The 19,956-nt window shown below is 39.9% G+C and carries 20 protein-coding genes and 1 riboswitch; of the genes, 15 read left to right on the plus strand and 5 right to left on the minus strand.

All coding sequences use genetic code 11. The features are described 5' to 3' along the window. Positions 1 to 104 precede the first annotated feature (104 nt). The 7 genes from QT16_RS10410 to ung all read left to right on the plus strand — a co-directional run bounded on the left by QT16_RS10410 (position 105) and on the right by ung (position 7,163). Positions 105 to 1,037, plus strand: coding sequence for a porin (locus QT16_RS10410; protein WP_002961381.1), 933 nt, complete (start codon positions 105 to 107; stop codon positions 1,035 to 1,037). 43 nt (positions 1,038 to 1,080) lie between these two features. Next, a riboswitch (cobalamin riboswitch) is annotated at positions 1,081 to 1,232 on the plus strand. 512 nt (positions 1,233 to 1,744) lie between these two features. After that, on the plus strand, positions 1,745 to 2,557 hold the full coding sequence (locus tag QT16_RS10415) for an ABC transporter ATP-binding protein (RefSeq protein WP_039488334.1): 813 nt from the start codon (positions 1,745 to 1,747) through the stop codon (positions 2,555 to 2,557). 1 nt (position 2,558) lies between these two features. Next, positions 2,559 to 3,563, plus strand: a complete 1,005-nt coding sequence (locus tag QT16_RS10420; protein ID WP_039488335.1) for a FecCD family ABC transporter permease — start codon at positions 2,559 to 2,561, stop codon at positions 3,561 to 3,563. A 4-nt stretch (positions 3,564 to 3,567) separates the two neighbouring features. Further along, positions 3,568 to 5,052: a cobyric acid synthase gene (locus QT16_RS10425; protein ID WP_039488336.1), complete on the plus strand. Its 1,485-nt coding sequence runs from the start codon at positions 3,568 to 3,570 to the stop codon at positions 5,050 to 5,052. Continuing rightward, positions 5,045 to 5,644 (plus strand): cob(I)yrinic acid a,c-diamide adenosyltransferase, encoded by a 600-nt coding sequence (gene cobO / locus QT16_RS10430; protein ID WP_007376484.1) that lies wholly within the window; start codon positions 5,045 to 5,047, stop codon positions 5,642 to 5,644. The genes QT16_RS10425 and cobO overlap by 8 nt, the downstream gene beginning before the upstream one ends. Then, complete coding sequence (locus QT16_RS10435; RefSeq protein WP_039488337.1) at positions 5,644 to 6,504, plus strand: cobalamin-binding protein; 861 nt, start codon at positions 5,644 to 5,646, stop codon at positions 6,502 to 6,504. The genes cobO and QT16_RS10435 overlap by 1 nt, the downstream gene beginning before the upstream one ends. Continuing rightward, a complete protein-coding gene (gene ung, locus QT16_RS10440; RefSeq protein WP_039488338.1) occupies positions 6,501 to 7,163 on the plus strand; it encodes a uracil-DNA glycosylase in 663 nt (220 codons plus the stop codon). Before QT16_RS10435 ends, ung begins: the two co-directional genes overlap by 4 nt. Before the next feature lie 87 nt (positions 7,164 to 7,250). On the opposite strand, the gene QT16_RS10445 is transcribed toward ung, so the two are convergent. Next, positions 7,251 to 7,439 carry a DUF3545 family protein gene (locus tag QT16_RS10445; RefSeq protein WP_002961395.1) on the minus strand — a complete coding sequence of 63 codons (189 nt, stop codon included), beginning with the start codon at positions 7,437 to 7,439 and terminating at the stop codon, positions 7,251 to 7,253. A 213-nt stretch (positions 7,440 to 7,652) separates the two neighbouring features. Then, positions 7,653 to 8,603: a transaldolase gene (gene tal / locus QT16_RS10450; protein ID WP_002961397.1), complete on the minus strand. Its 951-nt coding sequence runs from the start codon at positions 8,601 to 8,603 to the stop codon at positions 7,653 to 7,655. A gap of 225 nt (positions 8,604 to 8,828) precedes the next feature. Here tal and yaaA point away from each other — a divergent pair, with 225 nt between their 5' ends. Next, positions 8,829 to 9,608 (plus strand): peroxide stress protein YaaA, encoded by a 780-nt coding sequence (gene yaaA, locus QT16_RS10455; protein ID WP_039488339.1) that lies wholly within the window; start codon positions 8,829 to 8,831, stop codon positions 9,606 to 9,608. A gap of 120 nt (positions 9,609 to 9,728) precedes the next feature. Beyond that, on the plus strand, positions 9,729 to 10,685 hold the full coding sequence (locus tag QT16_RS10460) for a mechanosensitive ion channel family protein (RefSeq protein ID WP_039488340.1): 957 nt from the start codon (positions 9,729 to 9,731) through the stop codon (positions 10,683 to 10,685). Positions 10,686 to 11,262: 577 nt separating this feature from the next. On the opposite strand, the gene QT16_RS10465 is transcribed toward QT16_RS10460, so the two are convergent. After that, a complete protein-coding gene (locus QT16_RS10465; protein ID WP_039488341.1) occupies positions 11,263 to 11,583 on the minus strand; it encodes a BON domain-containing protein in 321 nt (106 codons plus the stop codon). Positions 11,584 to 11,856: 273 nt separating this feature from the next. Continuing rightward, the gene (gene srmB / locus QT16_RS10470; protein ID WP_002961405.1) at positions 11,857 to 13,083 is read right to left on the minus strand and encodes an ATP-dependent RNA helicase SrmB; all 1,227 of its coding nucleotides are present in this window, start codon (positions 13,081 to 13,083) and stop codon (positions 11,857 to 11,859) included. Positions 13,084 to 13,158: 75 nt separating this feature from the next. On the opposite strand from srmB, the gene QT16_RS10475 reads away from it, so the two are divergent. The 4 genes from QT16_RS10475 to QT16_RS10490 all read left to right on the plus strand — a co-directional run bounded on the left by QT16_RS10475 (position 13,159) and on the right by QT16_RS10490 (position 17,219). After that, positions 13,159 to 13,857, plus strand: a complete 699-nt coding sequence (locus tag QT16_RS10475) for a tRNA1(Val) (adenine(37)-N6)-methyltransferase (protein WP_039488342.1) — start codon at positions 13,159 to 13,161, stop codon at positions 13,855 to 13,857. Between the two features lie 156 nt (positions 13,858 to 14,013). Next, positions 14,014 to 16,029: an alpha-amylase gene (locus QT16_RS10480; RefSeq protein ID WP_039488343.1), complete on the plus strand. Its 2,016-nt coding sequence runs from the start codon at positions 14,014 to 14,016 to the stop codon at positions 16,027 to 16,029. A 138-nt stretch (positions 16,030 to 16,167) separates the two neighbouring features. Next, complete coding sequence (locus tag QT16_RS10485) at positions 16,168 to 16,614, plus strand: DUF2147 domain-containing protein (protein WP_039488344.1); 447 nt, start codon at positions 16,168 to 16,170, stop codon at positions 16,612 to 16,614. A gap of 137 nt (positions 16,615 to 16,751) precedes the next feature. Next, entirely contained in the window at positions 16,752 to 17,219 is a 468-nt protein-coding gene (locus QT16_RS10490; protein ID WP_039488345.1) for a YHS domain-containing (seleno)protein, read from the plus strand. A 392-nt stretch (positions 17,220 to 17,611) separates the two neighbouring features. On the opposite strand, the gene fldB is transcribed toward QT16_RS10490, so the two are convergent. After that, on the minus strand, positions 17,612 to 18,133 hold the full coding sequence (fldB, locus tag QT16_RS10495; RefSeq protein ID WP_007583764.1) for a flavodoxin FldB: 522 nt from the start codon (positions 18,131 to 18,133) through the stop codon (positions 17,612 to 17,614). 94 nt (positions 18,134 to 18,227) lie between these two features. Between fldB and xerD the strand changes: the two genes are divergently transcribed. After that, positions 18,228 to 19,154 carry a site-specific tyrosine recombinase XerD gene (gene xerD / locus QT16_RS10500; protein ID WP_002961416.1) on the plus strand — a complete coding sequence of 309 codons (927 nt, stop codon included), beginning with the start codon at positions 18,228 to 18,230 and terminating at the stop codon, positions 19,152 to 19,154. Positions 19,155 to 19,217: 63 nt separating this feature from the next. Then, entirely contained in the window at positions 19,218 to 19,946 is a 729-nt protein-coding gene (gene dsbC / locus QT16_RS10505; RefSeq protein WP_002961417.1) for a bifunctional protein-disulfide isomerase/oxidoreductase DsbC, read from the plus strand. Positions 19,947 to 19,956 lie beyond the last annotated feature (10 nt).

Raw genomic sequence — 19,956 nt, forward strand, 5'->3', positions numbered from 1 at the left:
AAAAAAAGACATTAATATTTCCATTGTAATATTACTGTCATTTAGCGGTGACAAAATGCAGCAGTTTTAAAAATTAGTCTTTTGTGATTATCCAAGGAAATAACATGAAATTTGTAAAATCGAGCTTATGCTTAGCACTATTAAGTGGTTTATCTTTTAATGCACTTGCTGATGTAGACATTTACGGTAAAGCGAATGTAACAGTGCAATCATCTGATGATGGCGAAGGGTCTTTTACTGAGATAAAAAGTAATGCATCTCGTCTTGGTGTTAAAGGTTCTGAAAAAATAAATGATAGTTTAGAAGCGGTATATAAGTTTGAGTTTCAAGTGGATGTGTCTGATGCTGATTCAAAAGGCGATAACGACGACAATATTTCTGCGCGTAACCAATACGTTGGTTTAAAAGGTGCGTTTGGTCAGGTTGTAATTGGTCGTAACGATACTGCGCTTAAGCAATCTCAAGGTAAGTTAGATTTATTTAACGACCTTGAAGGCGATATTAAAAATGTATTTAAAGGTGAAAACCGTTTAGGGAATACAGTTAGTTATTCATCAAACTCATACGAAGGTTTTAAAGTACTTGCTACTTTTGTAGCTGAAGATGATGTAGACGCTGATAACGGTTACTCAATGGCGGTTACTTACGGTGACGTGGCACTTAAAAAGAGCGCAGTATATGCCTCTATCGCAGCCGATAGTGAAGTAAATGGCTACGATGTAGTACGCGCGTCAATCCAAGGTAAAGTTGAAAACTTTAAGTTAGGTGCTATGTACCAAACACAAGAAAAAGTTGACGGCAGCGCAGAAGCGGATGGTTATCTATTAAATGCAGCTTACAGCATGGGTAACAACACATTTAAAGTGCAATACCAAGACATGGATTTTGACGACAGCGACGATAAGTCAGCAATATCAGTTGGTCTTGATCACAAATTAAATAAGAACATTAAAGTATTTGGCTTTTACTCAAGCTTCGATATGGACAACAACGTTGACCAAGACTACGTAGGCTTAGGTATGGAATACAAGTTTTAACTATTCGCTAAATTAGTTAAAACACTCCCTTTTTAACCGCGCTCTTTTGAGTGCGGTTTTTTTTGCTTTAAATTATTTACTTAGCCGCCCATAATAGAGCTTCATTTGGAATGAGGTGCGAGTCCTCGACTGTTCCCGCAACTGTAATTAGCGCAAAGCTTTAAGTCAGATACAAATGGTATAATACCAATTTTATTAAAAACATGATCTTTCTAGCGAATAAAATAACTTACTAACTTCGTTAAAAATTATTCATATAGAACAAGTATATGTCATAATTTCCGCCTTGTTATTAAGCTATTTATTTGTCGCTATAATAAATCACTAATTTAATGCAATTGGTATGAATTCTTTTAACGAGCGGGTTTACTCATTTTTTCTTGTAGTGCATTAGTATTTTTATCGCATTTTTAGTGAGTTTAACCTAGGGTCTGTTGAACTTTGCGGATTAAAATTTGTTCAAACTAGGGGCTATTTAATCGCGGCGCGAGGTTTGTAACCTAGTGGGCTAAGTAAAAACCGAGCAACAAAGAGTAAATAGCCCCTAGGAAGAACCCTTTGGGCAGCGCCTGTTTGGCATTAATGCTACGTTATCGCCCATTTATGGGGAATAACCACACTACATAGGCTCTGCCTTGCCTAAATACCAAACAGACTGTTGCAAATTTAACCTTGAAAGATCAACAGACCCTATCTAGGACTGACTATTGCACACTCAAACGCCATTAAATATACCATTACTAAACGTTAAAAACGTATCGTGGGGTATTGGCAATAAAACGATCCTCAAAAAAATAAACCTTAAAATAACCACAGGTAAATTTGTTGGTTTAATTGGACCTAATGGCGCAGGTAAATCGAGTTTATTGCGTTGTTTATATCGTTTTAATAAACCCAGTGATGGCGTTGTAGAGTTTAACAACACCGATATTTGGCAGCTAAAAAGCGATGAGTACGCAAAAAAAGTAGCGGTTGTTTTGCAAGAAACCCCGTCGCAATTTAACTTAAGCGTATTTGATGTTATTGCGCTTGGGCTAACGCCTCATAAATCGCTATTTAGCTCGGTAACTAACATTGATAAACAAAAAATCACCCAAGCTATCAACACTGTAGGGTTGGCAGATCATAGCGGTCAAAGCTTTGAGTCACTTTCGGGTGGTGAAAAGCAACGTGCCTTGATAGCCCGCGCCATAGTCCAGCAACCTCAGTTGTTAATAATGGACGAACCAACTAGCCATTTAGATGTTAAATACCAAATACAGGTAATGGAGCTTGCTAAATCGTTGGGTGTAACGGTGTTTGCATCGTTTCACGATTTAAACTTAGCTTCTGCAATGTGCGATGAACTAGTGGTTATTAAAAATGGTGAAATTACACATACAGGCACGCCAAGTGAGGTATTAACCGAAAACATGCTAGGCGACGTTTTTGGTGTCTGCGCCCAAGTAAATAATCACCCGCAAATATCGAAGTCGGGAAATAGCATCCCTCATATCACTTACTTTTATGGTTACGAATAATATGAGCGCAGTTAATAATCGCCACTCACTTGCGCTATTCATCAGTGCTGCAGCTGCTTTATTTAGCTTATTTGCAGCACTTAGTTTTGGCGCAGCAGAGACCTCACTTCAAGATGTATTTAATAGCTTTTTGCTCTCAAATGATGCGTCTTTTAATACGCGTATTATTTTTGAACTAAGAATGCCACGCACATTACTCGCCTTTTTAGCAGGCTCTGGCTTAGCAATTGCGGGGCTTATTTTACAAACGGTAACGCGCAACCCTTTAGCCGATCCTTACTTATTTGGTATATCGTCGGGTGCTTCATTTGGGGTGGTGTTACTTATGGCATTAGCAGGTATTAGCGCAGGTTTTATGTTATCGGCAGCAGCATTGCTGGGTAGCTTACTCGCCATGAGTTTATTAATACTTATTGCAGGTAGGCAGCAAAGTGCACAGGTAGAATCAATGTTATTAGCTGGTGTTGCTCTGTCGTTTTTATTTAGTGCATTTACCAGCTTGCTGCTTTATTGGAGCGACCCTCAGGCGGTAGCCGCTATTTTATTTTGGACACTGGGCAGCTTTTCGCGTGCGCAGTGGGCTACGCTTTGGTTGCCTTTATTGGTAATTACATTGTGTACGTTTGTAATGCTGAGCTTTAGAAGGCAGCTCAATGCTATGTTGCTGGGCGATGAAAGCGCAATTACATTAGGTGTGAGGGTTCAGCGCGTTAGAATACTTATGCTGGTTTTAAGCTCATTAATTACCGCTGTGCTGGTGGCTATGTGTGGTGGTATTGGGTTTGTAGGATTAATGGTGCCGCATATTGTGCGCTTTTTTATATCCCAAGGCACCATCGCTGGCTTACTGGTAACCAGCTTGGTGGGCGGTACATTTATGGTGTGGGTTGATGTACTTTCGCGCTCATTGCTGAAAAACCAAGAACTGCCCGTAGGTGTTATTACTGCAGCTATTGGTAGCGTGTTCTTTCTAAGTTTATTGTTTTTTAGAAAGCGAAGGGTGTAATTCCATGAAAACCTTAATGGTGCAAGGCACTACATCAGATGCTGGTAAAAGCACTTTAGTTGCTGCCCTTTGCAGGGTGTTTGCTAAGCGAGGGGTAAAGGTTGCGCCTTTTAAACCACAAAATATGGCACTTAATAGCGCAGTAACAAAAGATGGCGGCGAAATTGGTCGTGCGCAAGCTTTGCAAGCAATAGCAGCTAAAGTAGAGCCAGAAATAGACTTTAACCCTATATTACTTAAGCCTAATAGCGACACGGGCGCACAAGTAATTATTCACGGAAGAGCCATTAGTAATATGGAAGCGGGTAAATATCACGACTATAAAAAAGTGGCGATGGATGCAGTAATAACCTCACATAACCGCTTAGCTAAACGCTTTGAATTACTCCTTGTTGAAGGGGCAGGCAGCCCCGCTGAAATAAATCTGCGTGAAAACGATATTGCTAACATGGGCTACGCCGAAGAGGTCGATTGCCCAGTAATTATAATTGCTGATATTGATAAAGGCGGCGTATTTGCACACTTGGTAGGTACGCTTGCGTTGTTAAGCGAGTCAGAACAAGCGCGCGTAAAGGGTTTTGTTATAAACCGCTTTAGAGGCGATATAGGTTTGCTGCAAGGCGGGCTTGATTGGCTTGAAGAATACACAAACAAACCCGTACTTGGCGTATTACCTTATTTACACGACCTTGCGCTTGATGCTGAAGACGCCGTCGCAATTGATAATAACGTAACTAACGCCACAATTAATATTGCAGTGCTGCTTGTACCCCACATTAGTAACCACACCGATTTTGATGCACTGCGTTTGCACCCAAACATTAATATAAATTATGTGCGCCATACGCAAACGATCCCAGACGTTGATCTGATAATTCTCCCAGGCAGTAAAAATGTGCTGGGTGATTTAAGTTTTTTGAAAAATGAAGGCTGGGACACTCAAATTAAGCGCCACTTACGCTATGGTGGCAAAGTACTTGGTATTTGTGGCGGCATGCAAATGCTAGGCAATACAATCAATGATCCAGATGGTATTGAGTCATCATTAAAACAAGTAAATGGACTTGCCCTGTGCGATTTTGAAACCACGCTAACAACGCAAAAAGTATTAACTAAAATAACCGCTACACTGCTTTTAAATAACCAACAAACACCCTGTAGTGGTTACGAAATACATGCAGGGATTAGCCAAGGTGCAGCGCTTAATAAGCCATTTTTAACCTTTGATGAAAGCCACCCACATGGTTTTATGTTCGATGGCTTTATTAGCGATGATAACGCCATTGCGGGCACTTATTTACATGGCTTGTTTGATGAAGCCGATGCTACATCGCAAATTTTAAAATGGGTAAAACCAAGCGCCTCAATTAACCCAATTAGTATTGCCACTCATCGCGAGCAGCAGTTAGAACGATTAGCAACCATGTGCGAAACGCATTTAAACATACAGCAAATTATCTCGATTTATGAAGGGCACAATAATGACTGAACAAAACAACGATAAGCATAAGCAGCGTCAACAAAAAGTAAAAGAACAAGTGGATGCACGTGTTGCCGCCGCACAAGATGTAAAAGGTATTTTTCAGGTAATTACCGGTAACGGTAAAGGTAAATCAACCTCAGGCTTTGGCGTTGTAGCACGCTGCGTAGGGCATGGTAAAAAAGCAGCCGTTTGCCAATATATTAAAGGTACGTGGGAATGTGGCGAGCGTAATTTATTACAAGGTGCAGGCGTTGAGTTTGTTGTAATGAACACCGGTTTTACTTGGGATACGCAAAATAAAGAAGCCGATACTGCAGCCGCGCAGGCAACATGGCAAGAGTCAAAACGTATGCTTGCTGATAGCAGTATTGATTTAGTATTACTCGATGAGCTTACGTATATGGTGACCTACGGCTACGTTGATTTAGATGAAGTGGTAACAGCGCTTAATAACCGCCCACCAATGCAGTCAGTTATTATTACAGGGCGTGCAGCGCATCGTACTTTAACAGACCTTGCCGACACAGTAAGCGAAGTGCGTAATGTAAAACACGCATTCGACTCAGGCATAAAAGCGCTTGAAGGGTTTGATTACTAATGTTTAAAGCGTTTTTTATTGGGCTGCTGCTTTTTAGTGTATCGGGCAGTGCACTTGCAGAGCAGGCTAATGATTCTAAAAAGCTGCGAATAATCGCGCTTGCACCGCACATTGTCGAAAACCTATTTGCCATAGGGGCGGGCGATAATATTGTGGGCACGGTTGATTACGCCGACTACCCAAGTGAAGCCCAAAGTATTGAGCGCATAGGCGGTTATTACGGTATCTCGCTTGAAAAAGTATTGGCGCTTAAACCCGACTTAGTTATTGCATGGAAAAGCGGAAATCAAAGCGAAGATCTAGCCCAAATAGAGCGCCTTGGCATAAAAGTATATTTAAGTAACCCCACTACAATCGCTGGTGTAGCCGACGAGTTACTTACTTTTGGTGAATTTACAGGGAACATTAAGCAAAGCCAGCAAGCGGCAAGCGCATTTAAACATAAGCTAAATGGTATTGTTAAAAGCCAGCAAGATAAAAAAAATATTACCGGATTTTATCAGTTATGGGCTGAGCCCATGATGACAGTAAGTAAAAATACGTGGATAAGCCAACTGATTGAAACATGCCATGTAAGCAATGTATTTGCACAGAGCGTTACAGATTACCCGCAAATTAGTATCGAAAATGTCATTGTTACTAAGCCACAAGTTATTATTATCCCTGATGAAAAATCAAAAACACCACAGCCGGTTGTTAATTGGCAAAAGTGGCCAGAAGTACCAGCAGTTAAAAATGATCAATTTATTAGCGTAAATGCCGATTTATTACATCGTTTTACCCCGCGCATGCTAGATGGACTCGCGGATATGTGTGATAAAATAGACGCATCACGTAAACAGATTAAGAGTACACAATGAGCGATTGGGCTACATTTTTAGAAAGTGAATTACAGCAACCTTACATGCAGCAAACGTTAGAGTATGTGGCTAATCGCCGCAATGAAGGTGTTGCTGTTTACCCGCCTGAAGCTCAAGTATTTAGTGCTTTTGATGCCACCGCACTAAATGACATCCGCGTTGTAATTTTAGGACAAGACCCATACCACGGAGAAGGGCAAGCGCATGGCTTGTGTTTTTCGGTATTGCCTGATGTAAAAAAGTTGCCACCGTCGCTTAAAAATATGTACAAAGAGTTAGCTGTCGATATCAGCGGATTTATTATTCCTGAGCATGGTTACCTGCAAAGCTGGGCAGATCAGGGCGTGTTTTTACTCAATACAGTATTGACCGTTGAGCAAGGGCAAGCGCATTCACATAAGCATTTAGGATGGGAGCAATTTACCGATAATGTAATTGCGCATATTAATAAGCACTGCGAAGGTGTGGTATTTATTTTATGGGGTGCACATGCACAAAAAAAAGGTAAAGGCATAGATAGCGCTCGCCATCATGTTTTAAAAGGGCCGCACCCATCGCCGCTTTCGGCGCATAGAGGCTTTTTTGGTTGTAAGCATTTCTCACAAACGAATAAGTTATTGCAAGCCCAAAAAGATAAGCCAATTAACTGGCAAATCTAATTTATTCTAAAGAACTCAAATTGTTTAAACCATTAAAAAAGGCTTCCAGATTCTGGAAGCCTTTTTGTTTAGTTGGGGCGTATTGAATTAAAAATCGAGCTCATCAATTGCAATACTGTCTGTAAAGTAGTCTAGTTCTTGTAGTTCTTTACGAAGGCGCTGTTTGTCTTTTATTGCTTCTATTTCACGCCATTTTCTTTTTTTATTTTTCTGAGAGGTTTTTCTTGTTGTATCTGGTCCTTCTAATATCTCTAATATATCGTTTAGGCTATCCATGAACTTCTCCTATTGATTTTATTGACCTCAAGAATACCTATACCACAGGCCTAGTTAAAATAGAATAAAAAAGTGACAGTTATGTTACATAAGTGTGATTAATTGATGAAGGTTTATACGAAGATTATATGAAGGTTAAATAGAGAAGTAGCCTATTTTAGGCATAAAAAAACGCCGCTATTGCGACGTTTTCTAAAACACGATTATAGCAAATTACATTGCTTTAAAACGCGCCTCTAATTGTTCTTGTGCATCAGCAAAAGAGCGGATACCTTCAGCCAGTTTTTCAGTAGCCATGGCATCTTGGTTATGTAACCAACGGAACTGCGCTTCTGTAAGTGGCTCTGGTTTTGGCTCTTTAGGAATATCTGTTTCTAGCAAGTATTCCTGTGCGCCTTCAAGGTTACCTAAATCTTCTAAAAGATTAGGGCTAATGGTTAGCTTGTCACAACCAGTAAGTGCAATAATTTCGCCTGTATTACGGAAACTTGCACCCATCACAACTGTTTTGTAGTCATGACGTTTGTAAAATTCAAAAATGCTGCGTACAGACTGAACACCTGGATCTTGTAGCGGATCGGTTGGTTTTTCCATACCGTTAGCAACGTGCCAATCTAAAATACGCCCTACAAATGGCGAAATTAGAAATACGTTTGCATCGGCACATGCGCGAGCTTGGGCATCGCTAAATAATAAAGTAAGGTTACATTTAGTACCTTCTTTTTCTAGTTGCTCAGCGGCTTTAATACCTTCCCACGTAGACGCTACTTTGATTAAAATTTTGTCTTTGCTTACACCTTCTTTTTCGTAAAGGCTAAGTAGAGTATGTGCTTTATCAATAGTCGCTTGCGTATTAAACGAAAGGCGTGCATCTACTTCAGTAGAAATATAACCAGGTACAATCTCACTAATTTCTTTACCAAGTAACACAGCAAAGTAATCACATGCTAGTTCAAGTTGTTTAGCTGGCTCTTGCTCGGTTTCTTTTGCATAGCTCCAAGCTTTATCTAGGTAAGGCTTATATGCTTCAATCTCGCTCGCTTTTAATAAAAGCGACGGGTTTGTAGTTGCATCTTCTGGTTGATGCTTTTTAATAGCTTCAATATCACCAGTGTCGGCTACGATAGATGAATGTTGTTTTAGCCTTTGTAGAGCTGAAGTCATTTGCTTTCCTCATTCCAAGCAAGTTAAAAGAAAAATCTAATCACTCTTAATATATACAATCCATACTGCAACAGTGTGACAATGCTTGATAGGTCTTATGTCCTTATCAATAGAAAAACGGCAATGCATGGGTTATTAAGAGAGGATTTATTTAAACAAAACGTGCTTTTCGTTTCATTTAATGTTGAAATTGACACTAAATAAATTACAAGTCAATAGCTAACTATGATCACTGTTATTTCACCTGCAAAAAATCTTGATTACGAAACGCCACCCGCAACAGACAAGTTCACTCAGCCTGAATTACTAGAGCACAGCGAAGAGCTCATGAAAGTATGCCGTGAACTAACACCAGCGCAAATTGGCAGTTTAATGAAAATTAGCGATAAGCTATCTGGGCTTAACGCAGCACGCTTTAGTGAGTGGGCACAGCCGTTTACACAAAGTAATGCTAAACAAGCAGTGCTTGCCTTTAATGGCGATGTATACGGCGGTTTAGATGCAAGCACGCTTAAAGCTAGCGAGCTTGATTACGCACAAAACCATTTGCGTATTCTCTCAGGTTTATACGGCTTATTAAAACCACTTGATTTAATGCAAGCCTATCGCCTTGAAATGGGCACCAAGCTTGAAAACTCGCGTGGCAAAAACTTATACGAGTTTTGGGGCAGCGTAATAGCGAACAAACTAAACGAAGTATTAAAAGCACAAGACGCGCAATACCTCGTTAACCTTGCTTCAAACGAATACTTTAAAGCGGTAGATAAAAAAGCATTAAATGCACAAATTATTACCCCACACTTTAAAGACTGTAAAAACGGTCAATACAAGGTAATTAGCTTTTACGCTAAAAAAGCACGCGGCATGATGGCGCGCTACATTATCGAAAATAAAGTAACGCAATTAAGCCAACTTAAAGAGTTTACTGTGGCGGGTTATTACTTTAGCCCTGAGGCAACAGTTAAAGAGCTTGAGCCGGTATTTATGCGCGACGAACAAAATTAGCTCATAAGCTTAAATAAACAATTGAAAAGCCATGCATTGCATGGCTTTTTTGATACTGGCGTTATATTTGCAACTATATCTAATATTAATGAGATTATTAATTAAATAGGTGCAAACAAAATGATCAGTATTCCGTCAGTTGGCGAAGCCGAAAAACTAATAGAGGAAAAGCTCGGAGGATGGTTTGATGTTGTAATAAGCCATATCCCTAATTTTATAGTGGCAATTGTAATTGCCATAGTATTTTCAATATTGGCACGCCTTGCTGGCAAGCTGATGAAAAACCTATTACGCCGCTCACTCGACTCAACGCAAATTGCCGATTTAATGGCGTCAATATTTAAAGTTATTGTGTTGTGCATAGGTTTATTTATTGCGCTCGATTTTGTTGGCTTAAAAGGCACCGTTACTTCGCTACTTGCTGGTGCGGGTATTGTGGGTTTAGCCATTGGTTTTGCGTTTCAAGACATGACCGAAAACCTAATTGCAGGTATAGCAATGGGTGTACGTAAGCCATTTAAAACAGGTGATGTAATAGAAACCGATGATGTGTTTGGTTCGGTGCATTCTATAAACCTACGTAACACGCTAATAGAGAGTTTTTACGGGCAACTAATACTAGTACCAAACAAAGTCTTATTTAGAAATGTACTAAAAAATTACACCACGCTAGGTATAAGGCGCATAGAAGTACCCGTAGGTATTTCGTATGGCGACGACATAGAAAAAGCAAAAGACGTCATAGTCGATAAAATTAACGAATTTGACTTTGTAATACGTAAAGACGAAACCGCTGTATACGCTGAAGGTTTTGGCGACAGCAGCATTAACTTACTGGTGTGGTTTTGGATTAAATACCCAGGCGAGCCTGACTTTATGACGGTACGCCACAAAGGTGTTGTTGCCGTTAAGCAAGCACTAGACGAAGCTGATATTAGTATTCCTTTCCCAATTCGTACGCTCGATTTTGGCATTAAAGGGGGTGAAAAACTCGATGCCATGATAAGCGATAAAATAAGCCAGCAGTCATCAAATAAAGACAGTAGCGACGGTGCTGACTCTAGCCAAAGTGAGTAATTTAGTTAAAACTCATTAGGCAAAAGCATTGGGAAATAGTTACTTACCAACAGCGCATTTTTACAGAGTAAAAATGCGCTTTTTTTTATAAACGGATTATTAGCTAAAAGTTTAAATATCTAGTTTGTGTTTATTGAATATCAATTCTAATTAGTTGCGTTTGGCCATGGGAGTATTAACAAGTAAGATTAGTGTTTACCCAACGATTTTTTTACTGCCTTGCCGCACACTCTGAAATAACGCTCTCATCTATTTCAATAACTAAATAAATCATCTTTTTTAAGCCAGTTAGGTCGGCTAAAGAATCTGTGTAAGCTTTTTCAGTATCAATTGGGTTAACTTAAGGGTTAAAAGAGCAAAGACAAACACGCTAGCGTCAATTCTAAATCTATCTCCTTAAGTATTAGTGTGAGCTATCGTTTTAGGGGGAGGAATAATCGTATTGCTTAGGCTTTATTTTATCTTTTTCACAGCTGCAAAATTTGCCTTAAAACAGAATATAAAAAAGCGCAGCTTGTGTTGGAGTAACAAGCCGCGCTTATGAATTGGTTATACAAATAGGTTTTTGTGGTGCGTATTAAATAACGCTAATTTTGTTACGAATGATTTTAACCCCATCTATATTTTCTAGAAATTTTTGAGCTAGTGCGCGCTGAAAACCAGTTTGTGCTTCACCGTATAAATCTACTTCACCACTTTTTACCTGCACACGAATATCACTTAACGCCAGGTTAGGGTTAGTTCGTAGGGTGTTGGTGATAGTTTGCTGTAGGTTAGGTTGAGTGGCTACACTGCTTACTACGGCCATGTTGGTTGCTGCACTTACCTTTGTAGCGCAAGCTAATAAAAATAAACAACAAAATGATACTAAAGCGATAGTTAACTTGAAGCGGTTCATAACTTAATCCTTACATTACGGTGAATAGTGCAGCCACAAAATGGAAATTCCATCGGCTAGGTTATCTTTGTAGTTACAATTTCGGTGCCAATATTAACGCTATGAAATATAAGGTAATTTTATTAAGTGGGAATTAAGGTGGGCAAAAATTACATTTAAATGAGTATGAGTTACATGCTTGGGTTACATATGTAAAAGGTACAAACACCAGAGCCTGTAAGGCTTGCATTAAAAAAGCCGACAAAAGTCGGCTTAGAATAAAAATATGTTAGGTTACTTTTTCTTTTTAACCTTAGCCTTTTTCTTGGCTTTCATTTTTACTGGATCTTTACGCTTTTTAGCCGGCGGCTTAGCTTCTTTATGCTGTGGCTCAACACCTTTAATTACACGGCGTTTTAGTTTTTGTTCAACGTAGCGCTCTACTTTATACAAAATACCAATGTCGTGTGCTTCAACTAACGATATTGCAATCCCTTTTTTACCAGCACGGCCAGTACGACCAATACGGTGTACGTATACGTCGGCAGTGCGCGGCATATCAAAGTTAATAACGTGGCTAATGTCAGATACGTCAATACCACGTGCGGCTACGTCGGTAGCAATTAAGATACGTGTTTTGCCACTGTGAAAGTTTTCCATGGCTTTCATACGTTTGTCTTGTGGCATTTCGCCGCGTAACCAAGCTGCTTTAACGCCATTATTGGTTAGCTCGCCAATCAGTGTTTCTAAACGCTCACGGGTTTTAACAAACACAATTGCTTTAGTCACGTCTGGACCATTTAAGGTATTTACTAAAAGCTCTAGTTTATGATGATAGTCATCGGCTAAATGTACCCACTGGTGAATTTTAGCTTTTTCTTTACGTGACGATTCAGCTTCAAGCAGTGCAGGGTCGTTTAATGTTTTTTCAGCAAACCTTTCTACGCTGTCACCTTCGAGTGTTGCTGAGAATAAAAAACATTGGCGACGATTTTTAGCTTCGTCACAAATACGGCTCATTTCTTTTTTAAAACCCATGTCTAACATGCGATCTGCTTCATCAATAATAAGCATTTCTACGTGTTCAGCATGAAAGTTTTCGGTTTCTAGGTATTCCATTAATCGACCTGGTGTGGCGATTAAAATATCGTTATTTTTTTCGAAAATTTCTTTATGCGTGCCGTAGTTAATACCGCCTGTTACTACACCAATTTTTAGGTGTGTGCGTTTAGCTAGCAGTTCACATTGTTCATGAATTTGATAAGCCAACTCACGAGTCGGGGTCATAACGAGGACGCGCGCAAAACCAGGATCACGACGTGGGAAATCCAGTAAGTACTGAATAGCCGGAATTAAAAATGCCGCTGTTTTACCTGTACCAGTAGGCGCAGATGCTAAAATATCGCGCCCCTGTAGTGCTTCAGGAATAGCTTGTTGTTGAATGCTGGTTGGCGTCTCGTAGCCCATTTTATTAATGGCATCGAGTAGCTTGTTATCAAGATCAAATTCAGAAAATTGCATAGAGTGTCTAAAATAAGGGACAATTACCCTGATTATACGCGCTATGCTGCGCTTGGTGAATGAAAAGGTGAAAAAATGTCTGGTTTTGTATTTAAACAATTTAAAGTTGAACACGACCACTGTGCAATGAAAGTTTCTACCGATGGCATTTTGCTTGGCGCATGGGCTAATTTAAGCGGTGCAAAGTCATTACTTGATATAGGCACAGGCACCGGCTTACTAGCATTACTGTGTAAGCAGCGCAGTAATGAGCTTGATATAACTGCGGTAGAAATTGACGAAAGCGCCTATACCCAAGCATTACAAAATGTAGCTAATAGTCCGTGGCCAACAATAAGTATTAAGCACCAAACTATTCAAAGCTTTAGTAGTGAAGTTAAGTTTGATGTTGTTATCTCCAATCCACCGTATTTTAATCACAGTTTAAAAGGCGATAATGCTGCGCGTAATACCGCGCGCCATACCGACGGCTTAAGTTTTGAAGAGTTAATAAATGCCTTTAAACGCTTAAGCCATAGTGGTTCTCGCTTTAGCTTAATACTCCCAAGCGTTGAAGGCGCATTATTTATAGAGCTTGCTACTCAAAATGGGCTTTATTTAAATGCTCATTGCCAAGTAAAAGCCACGCCTAATAAAGATATTAGCCGCAGTTTAATGGCATTTAGCTATGTAAAAAGCGATTTAGAATCATCAACCCTGTGTATTAGAAACTTAGATAATACCTACACCGCTGATTATATAGCCCTGTGCAAAGCATTTTATTTGAAAATGTAAATTGCCAAGTTATGTAGGTTATCTAGTAATAAAGGATAATTTACCTATTATGCATACGTATTCAGTTTTTATTTAATCAATTCTCAATCTAGTGTTAACCACTTGTAAATAATGTCGAGTAGTTGTTTTGCTCGCTCAACAGTTGGATCACACACTATGAAACTCAATAAAATAATCACCACCGCAGGTTTAAGCCTAGGGTTGCTCTTACCGAGTATTGCCACAGCTACGCCCACCACATTTGTGCATTTGTTTGAATGGAATTGGCAAGATGTAGCGCAAGAGTGTGAGCAATACCTAGGACCAAAAGGCTACGCTGCAGTACAGGTCTCGCCGCCTAATGAGCACATTACAGGAAGCCAATGGTGGACACGTTATCAGCCAGTAAGTTATGAACTGCAAAGTCGTGGCGGAAACCGTGCGCAGTTTATCGATATGGTAAATCGCTGTAGTGCAGCTGGGGTTGATATTTACGTTGATACGCTTATTAATCATATGGCAGCAGGAAGTGGCACTGGCACAGCGGGAAATAGCTTTGGTAATAAAAGCTTTCCTATTTATAGCCCACAAGATTTTCATGAAAGTTGTACCATTAATAGCTCTGACTATGGCAACGATCGCTACCGAGTACAAAATTGTGAACTCGTTGGACTTGCCGATTTAGATACCGCTTCAAACTATGTGCAAAATACCATTGCAGCATATATTAACGACTTGCAAGCTATTGGCGTAAAAGGCTTTCGGTTTGATGCTTCTAAACATGTTGCAGCAAGCGATATCCAAAGTTTAATGGCCAAAGTAAATGGCTCGCCAGTGGTTTTTCAAGAAGTGATTGATCAAGGTGGGGAGGCTGTTGGTGCCTCTGAATATTTAAGCACAGGTTTAGTAACTGAATTTAAATATAGCACTGAGCTTGGTAACACCTTTAGAAACGGCTCGCTTGCATGGCTGAGTAATTTTGGCGAAGGGTGGGGCTTTATGCCAAGCTCTTCTGCGGTAGTATTTGTAGATAATCACGACAATCAGCGCGGGCACGGCGGCGCTGGTAATGTAATTACCTTTGAGGATGGCCGCTTATATGACTTAGCCAATGTATTTATGTTGGCTTATCCGTACGGTTATCCAAAAGTAATGTCGAGTTATGATTTTTATGGTGATACAGATGCAGGTGGGCCAAATGTACCTGTACATAATAATGGTAACTTAGAGTGTTTTGCGAGTAATTGGAAGTGTGAACATCGCTGGTCATATATTGCAGGCGGGGTCGATTTTAGAAATAACACCGCCGACAATTGGGCAGTAACAAACTGGTGGGATAACACAAATAATCAAATATCATTTGGCCGAGGTAGCTCGGGTCATATGGCTATTAACAAAGAAGACTCAACACTAAGTGCAACTGTGCAAACCGATATGGCGCCAGGGCAATACTGTAATGTGTTAAAAGGCGAGTTGTCGGCTGATGCTAAAAGTTGTAGTGGTGAGGTTATAACGGTTAATTCCGACGGTACTATTAATCTTAATATTGGCGCTTGGGATGCGATGGCAATTCATAAAAATGCCAAGTTAAATACAAGTTCAAGTTCTGCCCCAAGCACTGAAAGTGACTGGCAGCGAACGGTTATTTTTATTAATGCACAAACACAAAGTGGACAAGATATGTTTTTGCGCGGTGGAATTGACCACGCTTATGCAAACGCAAATCTGGGTCGAAATTGCCAAACAAGTAATTTTGAGTGTGCAATGCCTATTCGTCATAATAATTTAAAAAACGTAACAACAAGCCCTTGGAAAGCAAATGATAACTACCTTGATTGGTATGGTATAGAAAATGGGCAAAGTAGCGAAGCTGAAGGTTCTGCTACCGACTGGACAACGAATGTTTGGCCTGCAGGTTGGGGCGCTGAAAAAACGGTAAACACAGATGGTTTTGGTGTAACACCATTAAATATATGGGGCGAACACTATTGGATGCTTGATGTGGATATGGATTGCAGTAAAGCGGTTAATGGATGGTTTGAACTAAAAGCATTCATTAAAAATGGCCAAGGATGGGAGACTGCTATTGCTCAAAACAATACACCTTATACAAGCACTAATCATATGGCGCAATGCGGTAAAGTTAATAAATTTGAGTTTAATAACTCAAGTGTAGCCATTCGTAGTTTTTAAAAAATAAATAAAAAGCCTATATTTGAACCTAAGCTAATGATTATTAGTTTAGGTTTTTTAGGTACTGTTCTTTCATAGTGTGTTTATAAATCACCTGTTATGATTCACTCATTAGTTACATTGAATTAAGACAACACAATGAAAAAATTAAATAAAATAATACTACTAAGTACATTCTCTGCGGTTGTTTTGGCAAGCCAAAGTGCACTGGCAGCCATGACCCCAGTTGGGCTTTGGAAAACAATTGATGAGGATACAAACCAAGCTAAATCGTATGTGCGTATTACCCAAACCAACGGTGTATTAAGCGGCAAAGTTGAAACCATTCTTAACCCGGCAAAACAAAATGATATATGCAGTAAGTGTGATGATGAGCTAAAAGATCAGCCTATTTTAGGAATGACCATAATCACTGATGTAAAAGCACAAGATGATGGCGTATGGGGAGACGGTGAAATACTCGACCCAACAAATGGTAAAACCTACACCTTACAATTAACCCCGCAAGATGAAGGTAAAAAGCTCGAAGTACGCGGCTACATTGGCTTTTTTTACCGAAACCAATATTGGCTGAGAGTTGAGTAAGTTTTACTACTTACTTAATTACTAAACGTTAAATAATTAAGCATTAACTGAAATCATTTTTGCGCTTTGCCTTTCTTACTCACTAAGCCTGCCATATTTAATTGGCATAAAATTTTGAGTAAATAAAAGGGTAAAATATGATTAAGTACATAGTTGCTTTAATAATGCTTAGCACACTGTTAATAAGCGGTGGGGCAAACGCAAAGGATGATGCTGTAAATACGGGTTGGTTTAATAACACGGCTATTAAAGGGTACGATAGTGTTGCTTATTTTACGCAAAATAAAGCCGTTAAAGGCAATGACAAATATACGTTTAGTTATTTAGGTGCCGACTGGCATTTTTCGAGTGAAGAAAACAAAACGGCATTTGCAGAAAACCCAAAGCGTTATGCTCCGCAATATGGTGGCTGGTGCGCTTATGCAATGGCTGATGAGGGGAATGCCGTAGGGATAGACCCAGAAGCATTTTATATTCACGAAGGTAAGCTTTACTTAAATTACAGCCAAAGCGTACAACAAAAATGGTTAAGTAATTTATTGCCGTACATTGTGATGGCTGATGGATATTACCCACAAACAACCAATGTTATGACGTTTCAATAAATTACTCATATTATTAGGGTCTTTTGAACTTTGCGGATTAAAATTTGTTCAAACTAGGGGCTATTTAATCGCGGCGCGAGATTTGTAACCTAGTGGGCTCGGTAACTGCTCCTGCGTTACCCTACTGGCTTACATCCATGTAAGAATAAGTAAAAACCGAGCAACAAAGAGTAAGTAGCCCCTAGGAAGAACCCTTTGGGCAGCGCCTGTTTGGCATTAATGCTACGTTATCGCCCATTTATGGGGAATAACCACACTGCATAGGCTCTGCCTTGCCTAAATACCAAACAGACTGCTGCAAATTTAACCTTAAAAGATCAACAGACCCTAGTTAAAAAGCCCGCAACTAAACTAGTTGCGGGCTTTTTTCTTTTTATTTATTAGCTTATTAATTAAAGCGTTTCGCCGTATTCAGTCATTACCTGTTCAACCCATGTTGCAATACGATCATCGCTTAGCTCGTATTGACTGTCTTCGTCGAGCGCGAGTCCTACAAACTGTTTACCATCAGGCGTTAATGCTTTTGAAGCTTCAAACTCGTAACTACTGTCGTTTGGCCAAAAACCAAGTTGAGTAAATGTTTGCGTATTTATTTCATCGTGTAGCATGCCTAGGGCATCTTGAAACCATTGCCCGTAACCTTGCTGATCGCCCATGCCAAATAAAGCAATGGTTTTACCGTTTAGGTTTACGTCGGCTATGTCGTCCCACTTTGACTCCCAGTCTTCTTGTATTTCACCAAAATCCCATGTTGAAATACCAAAGATGATAAAGTCGTACTGCTCTGCATTTTTTAGTGGCTCGTCTTTAATATTGTGCAGGGTAACTATATCGGCACCAATAATGTCGCGAATCTTTTCTGCTGCCATTTCGGTGTAGCACGTAGTAGAACCAAAAAATAAACCAATTTGCATCGTATTTATCACTGTGTAATTGCCTGATATGATAGGCTCAAGTTTACCGTAAGGTATTTTTAATTGATACCTTAGCAAAGCATGAGAGCATAATGTGACAACGCTATCTGACGATTCTTTTGAAAATAACAGCAGTATGAGCAGTAATAGCGACTACCTAGAAACCTTTTTAGATAGCCTGTACTTAGAACAAGGCGTAAGCGAAAATACATTAAGCGCTTATCGCAGTGACTTAGATAAGTTTTGCCTATTTTTAAAGGGCGAAAATTTAATGACGGTAACGGGGCTCGACATAGAAAGCTACTTAGCCCATCGAGTTGATTTAGGTTTAAAACCACGCAGTACAGCACGTAGCATTAGTGCGCTAAAGCGTTTTTATCAGTACTTTGTGCGCGAAAAAATAATTAGTGATTCGCCCATGCTAAACATAGCTCAACCAAAAGCCGGACAGTCGTTACCTAAAACACTCTCAGAAGCTGAAGTTGAGGCATTGTTAAATGCCCCCAACACAGAAGAAGCGATGGGACTGCGCGACAAAGCCATGCTAGAGCTACTTTATGCAACGGGGTTGCGTGTAAGTGAGCTTGTTGGGCTTCGTATGGAGCAAATTAATTTGCGCCAAGCGGTGGTGTTTGTAAAAGGTAAAGGTAACAAAGAGCGCTTAGTGCCACTGGGTGAAGAAGCCATGTATTGGCTGGAGCAATTTTTAAAGGGTGGGCGTGCACAAATGATAAAACACGCCACCGATTTTGTGTTCCCATCTAAGCGCGGAGTAGGCATGACGCGACAAACCTTTTGGCATAGAATTAAACACTATGCTATTTTGGCATCAGTTGAGTCTCCATTATCGCCCCATACCATGCGCCATGCTTTTGCTACGCACTTATTAAATCATGGGGCAGATTTACGTGTGGTACAAATGATGTTGGGCCATAGCGATTTATCAACGACGCAAATTTATACCCATGTTGCCAATGAACGGTTAAAGTCGGTACACGCAGAGCATCATCCGCGAGCGTAAGTTTGAAAGTAAATATTATTAAGCCGGTCAATATATTAAGTATTTTTAGGATAGAGAGAAGTTATGAAAAAATTAATGTTAGCAGGTGCCATGTTGTGCACAAGTATTAGTGCATTTGCAAATGGCGTTGCTGTAACACCAGATGCTAATGATCCTATTATTACTAAATTTGCCGAGCTTGGTGTAACTGTAAAGCAAATTAACCCAAGCCCAGTAGCGGGTTTAAAAGAATTGATTACTAATAAAGGCGTGCTTTACGCAAGTCCAGATGGTCAATTTTTAATGCAAGGTACGTTAATCGATTTAAATAATCGTAACAACTTAACAGAGCAAGCATTAAACGGCGTGCGTGTTGAGGGAATTAAAGAATACGAAGATTCGATGATTGTGTACAAAGCACCAAACGAAAAACACAGTATTACCGTATTTACCGACATTAGCTGTGGTTACTGTCGTAAATTACATCGCGAGTTAGACGATTTACTTGATGCGGGTATTACCGTTAAGTACCTTGCGTTTCCACGTGGTGGCTTACAAGGTTCAGGTTACGCCGATTTAATGAACGTATGGTGTGCACGCGATCAGCAAGAAGCACTAACAGAAGCTAAGTCGGGTACAAGCACTAAAGTAGTTGCAGGCTGTAGCGCACCGGTTGCAGAGCATTACCAGCTTGGTCAAAGCTTTGGTATTAGCGGCACACCTGCCATTATTTTAGAAGATGGTACGATGATCCCAGGTTACCAGCCAGCAGCAGCACTAAAAGCAGCATTAGATGCTAACAAAGCGTCGTAATACGTTTTAT

The sequence above is a fragment of the Pseudoalteromonas distincta genome, from assembly GCF_000814675.1.
GTDB classification, from domain to species: domain Bacteria; phylum Pseudomonadota; class Gammaproteobacteria; order Enterobacterales; family Alteromonadaceae; genus Pseudoalteromonas; species Pseudoalteromonas distincta.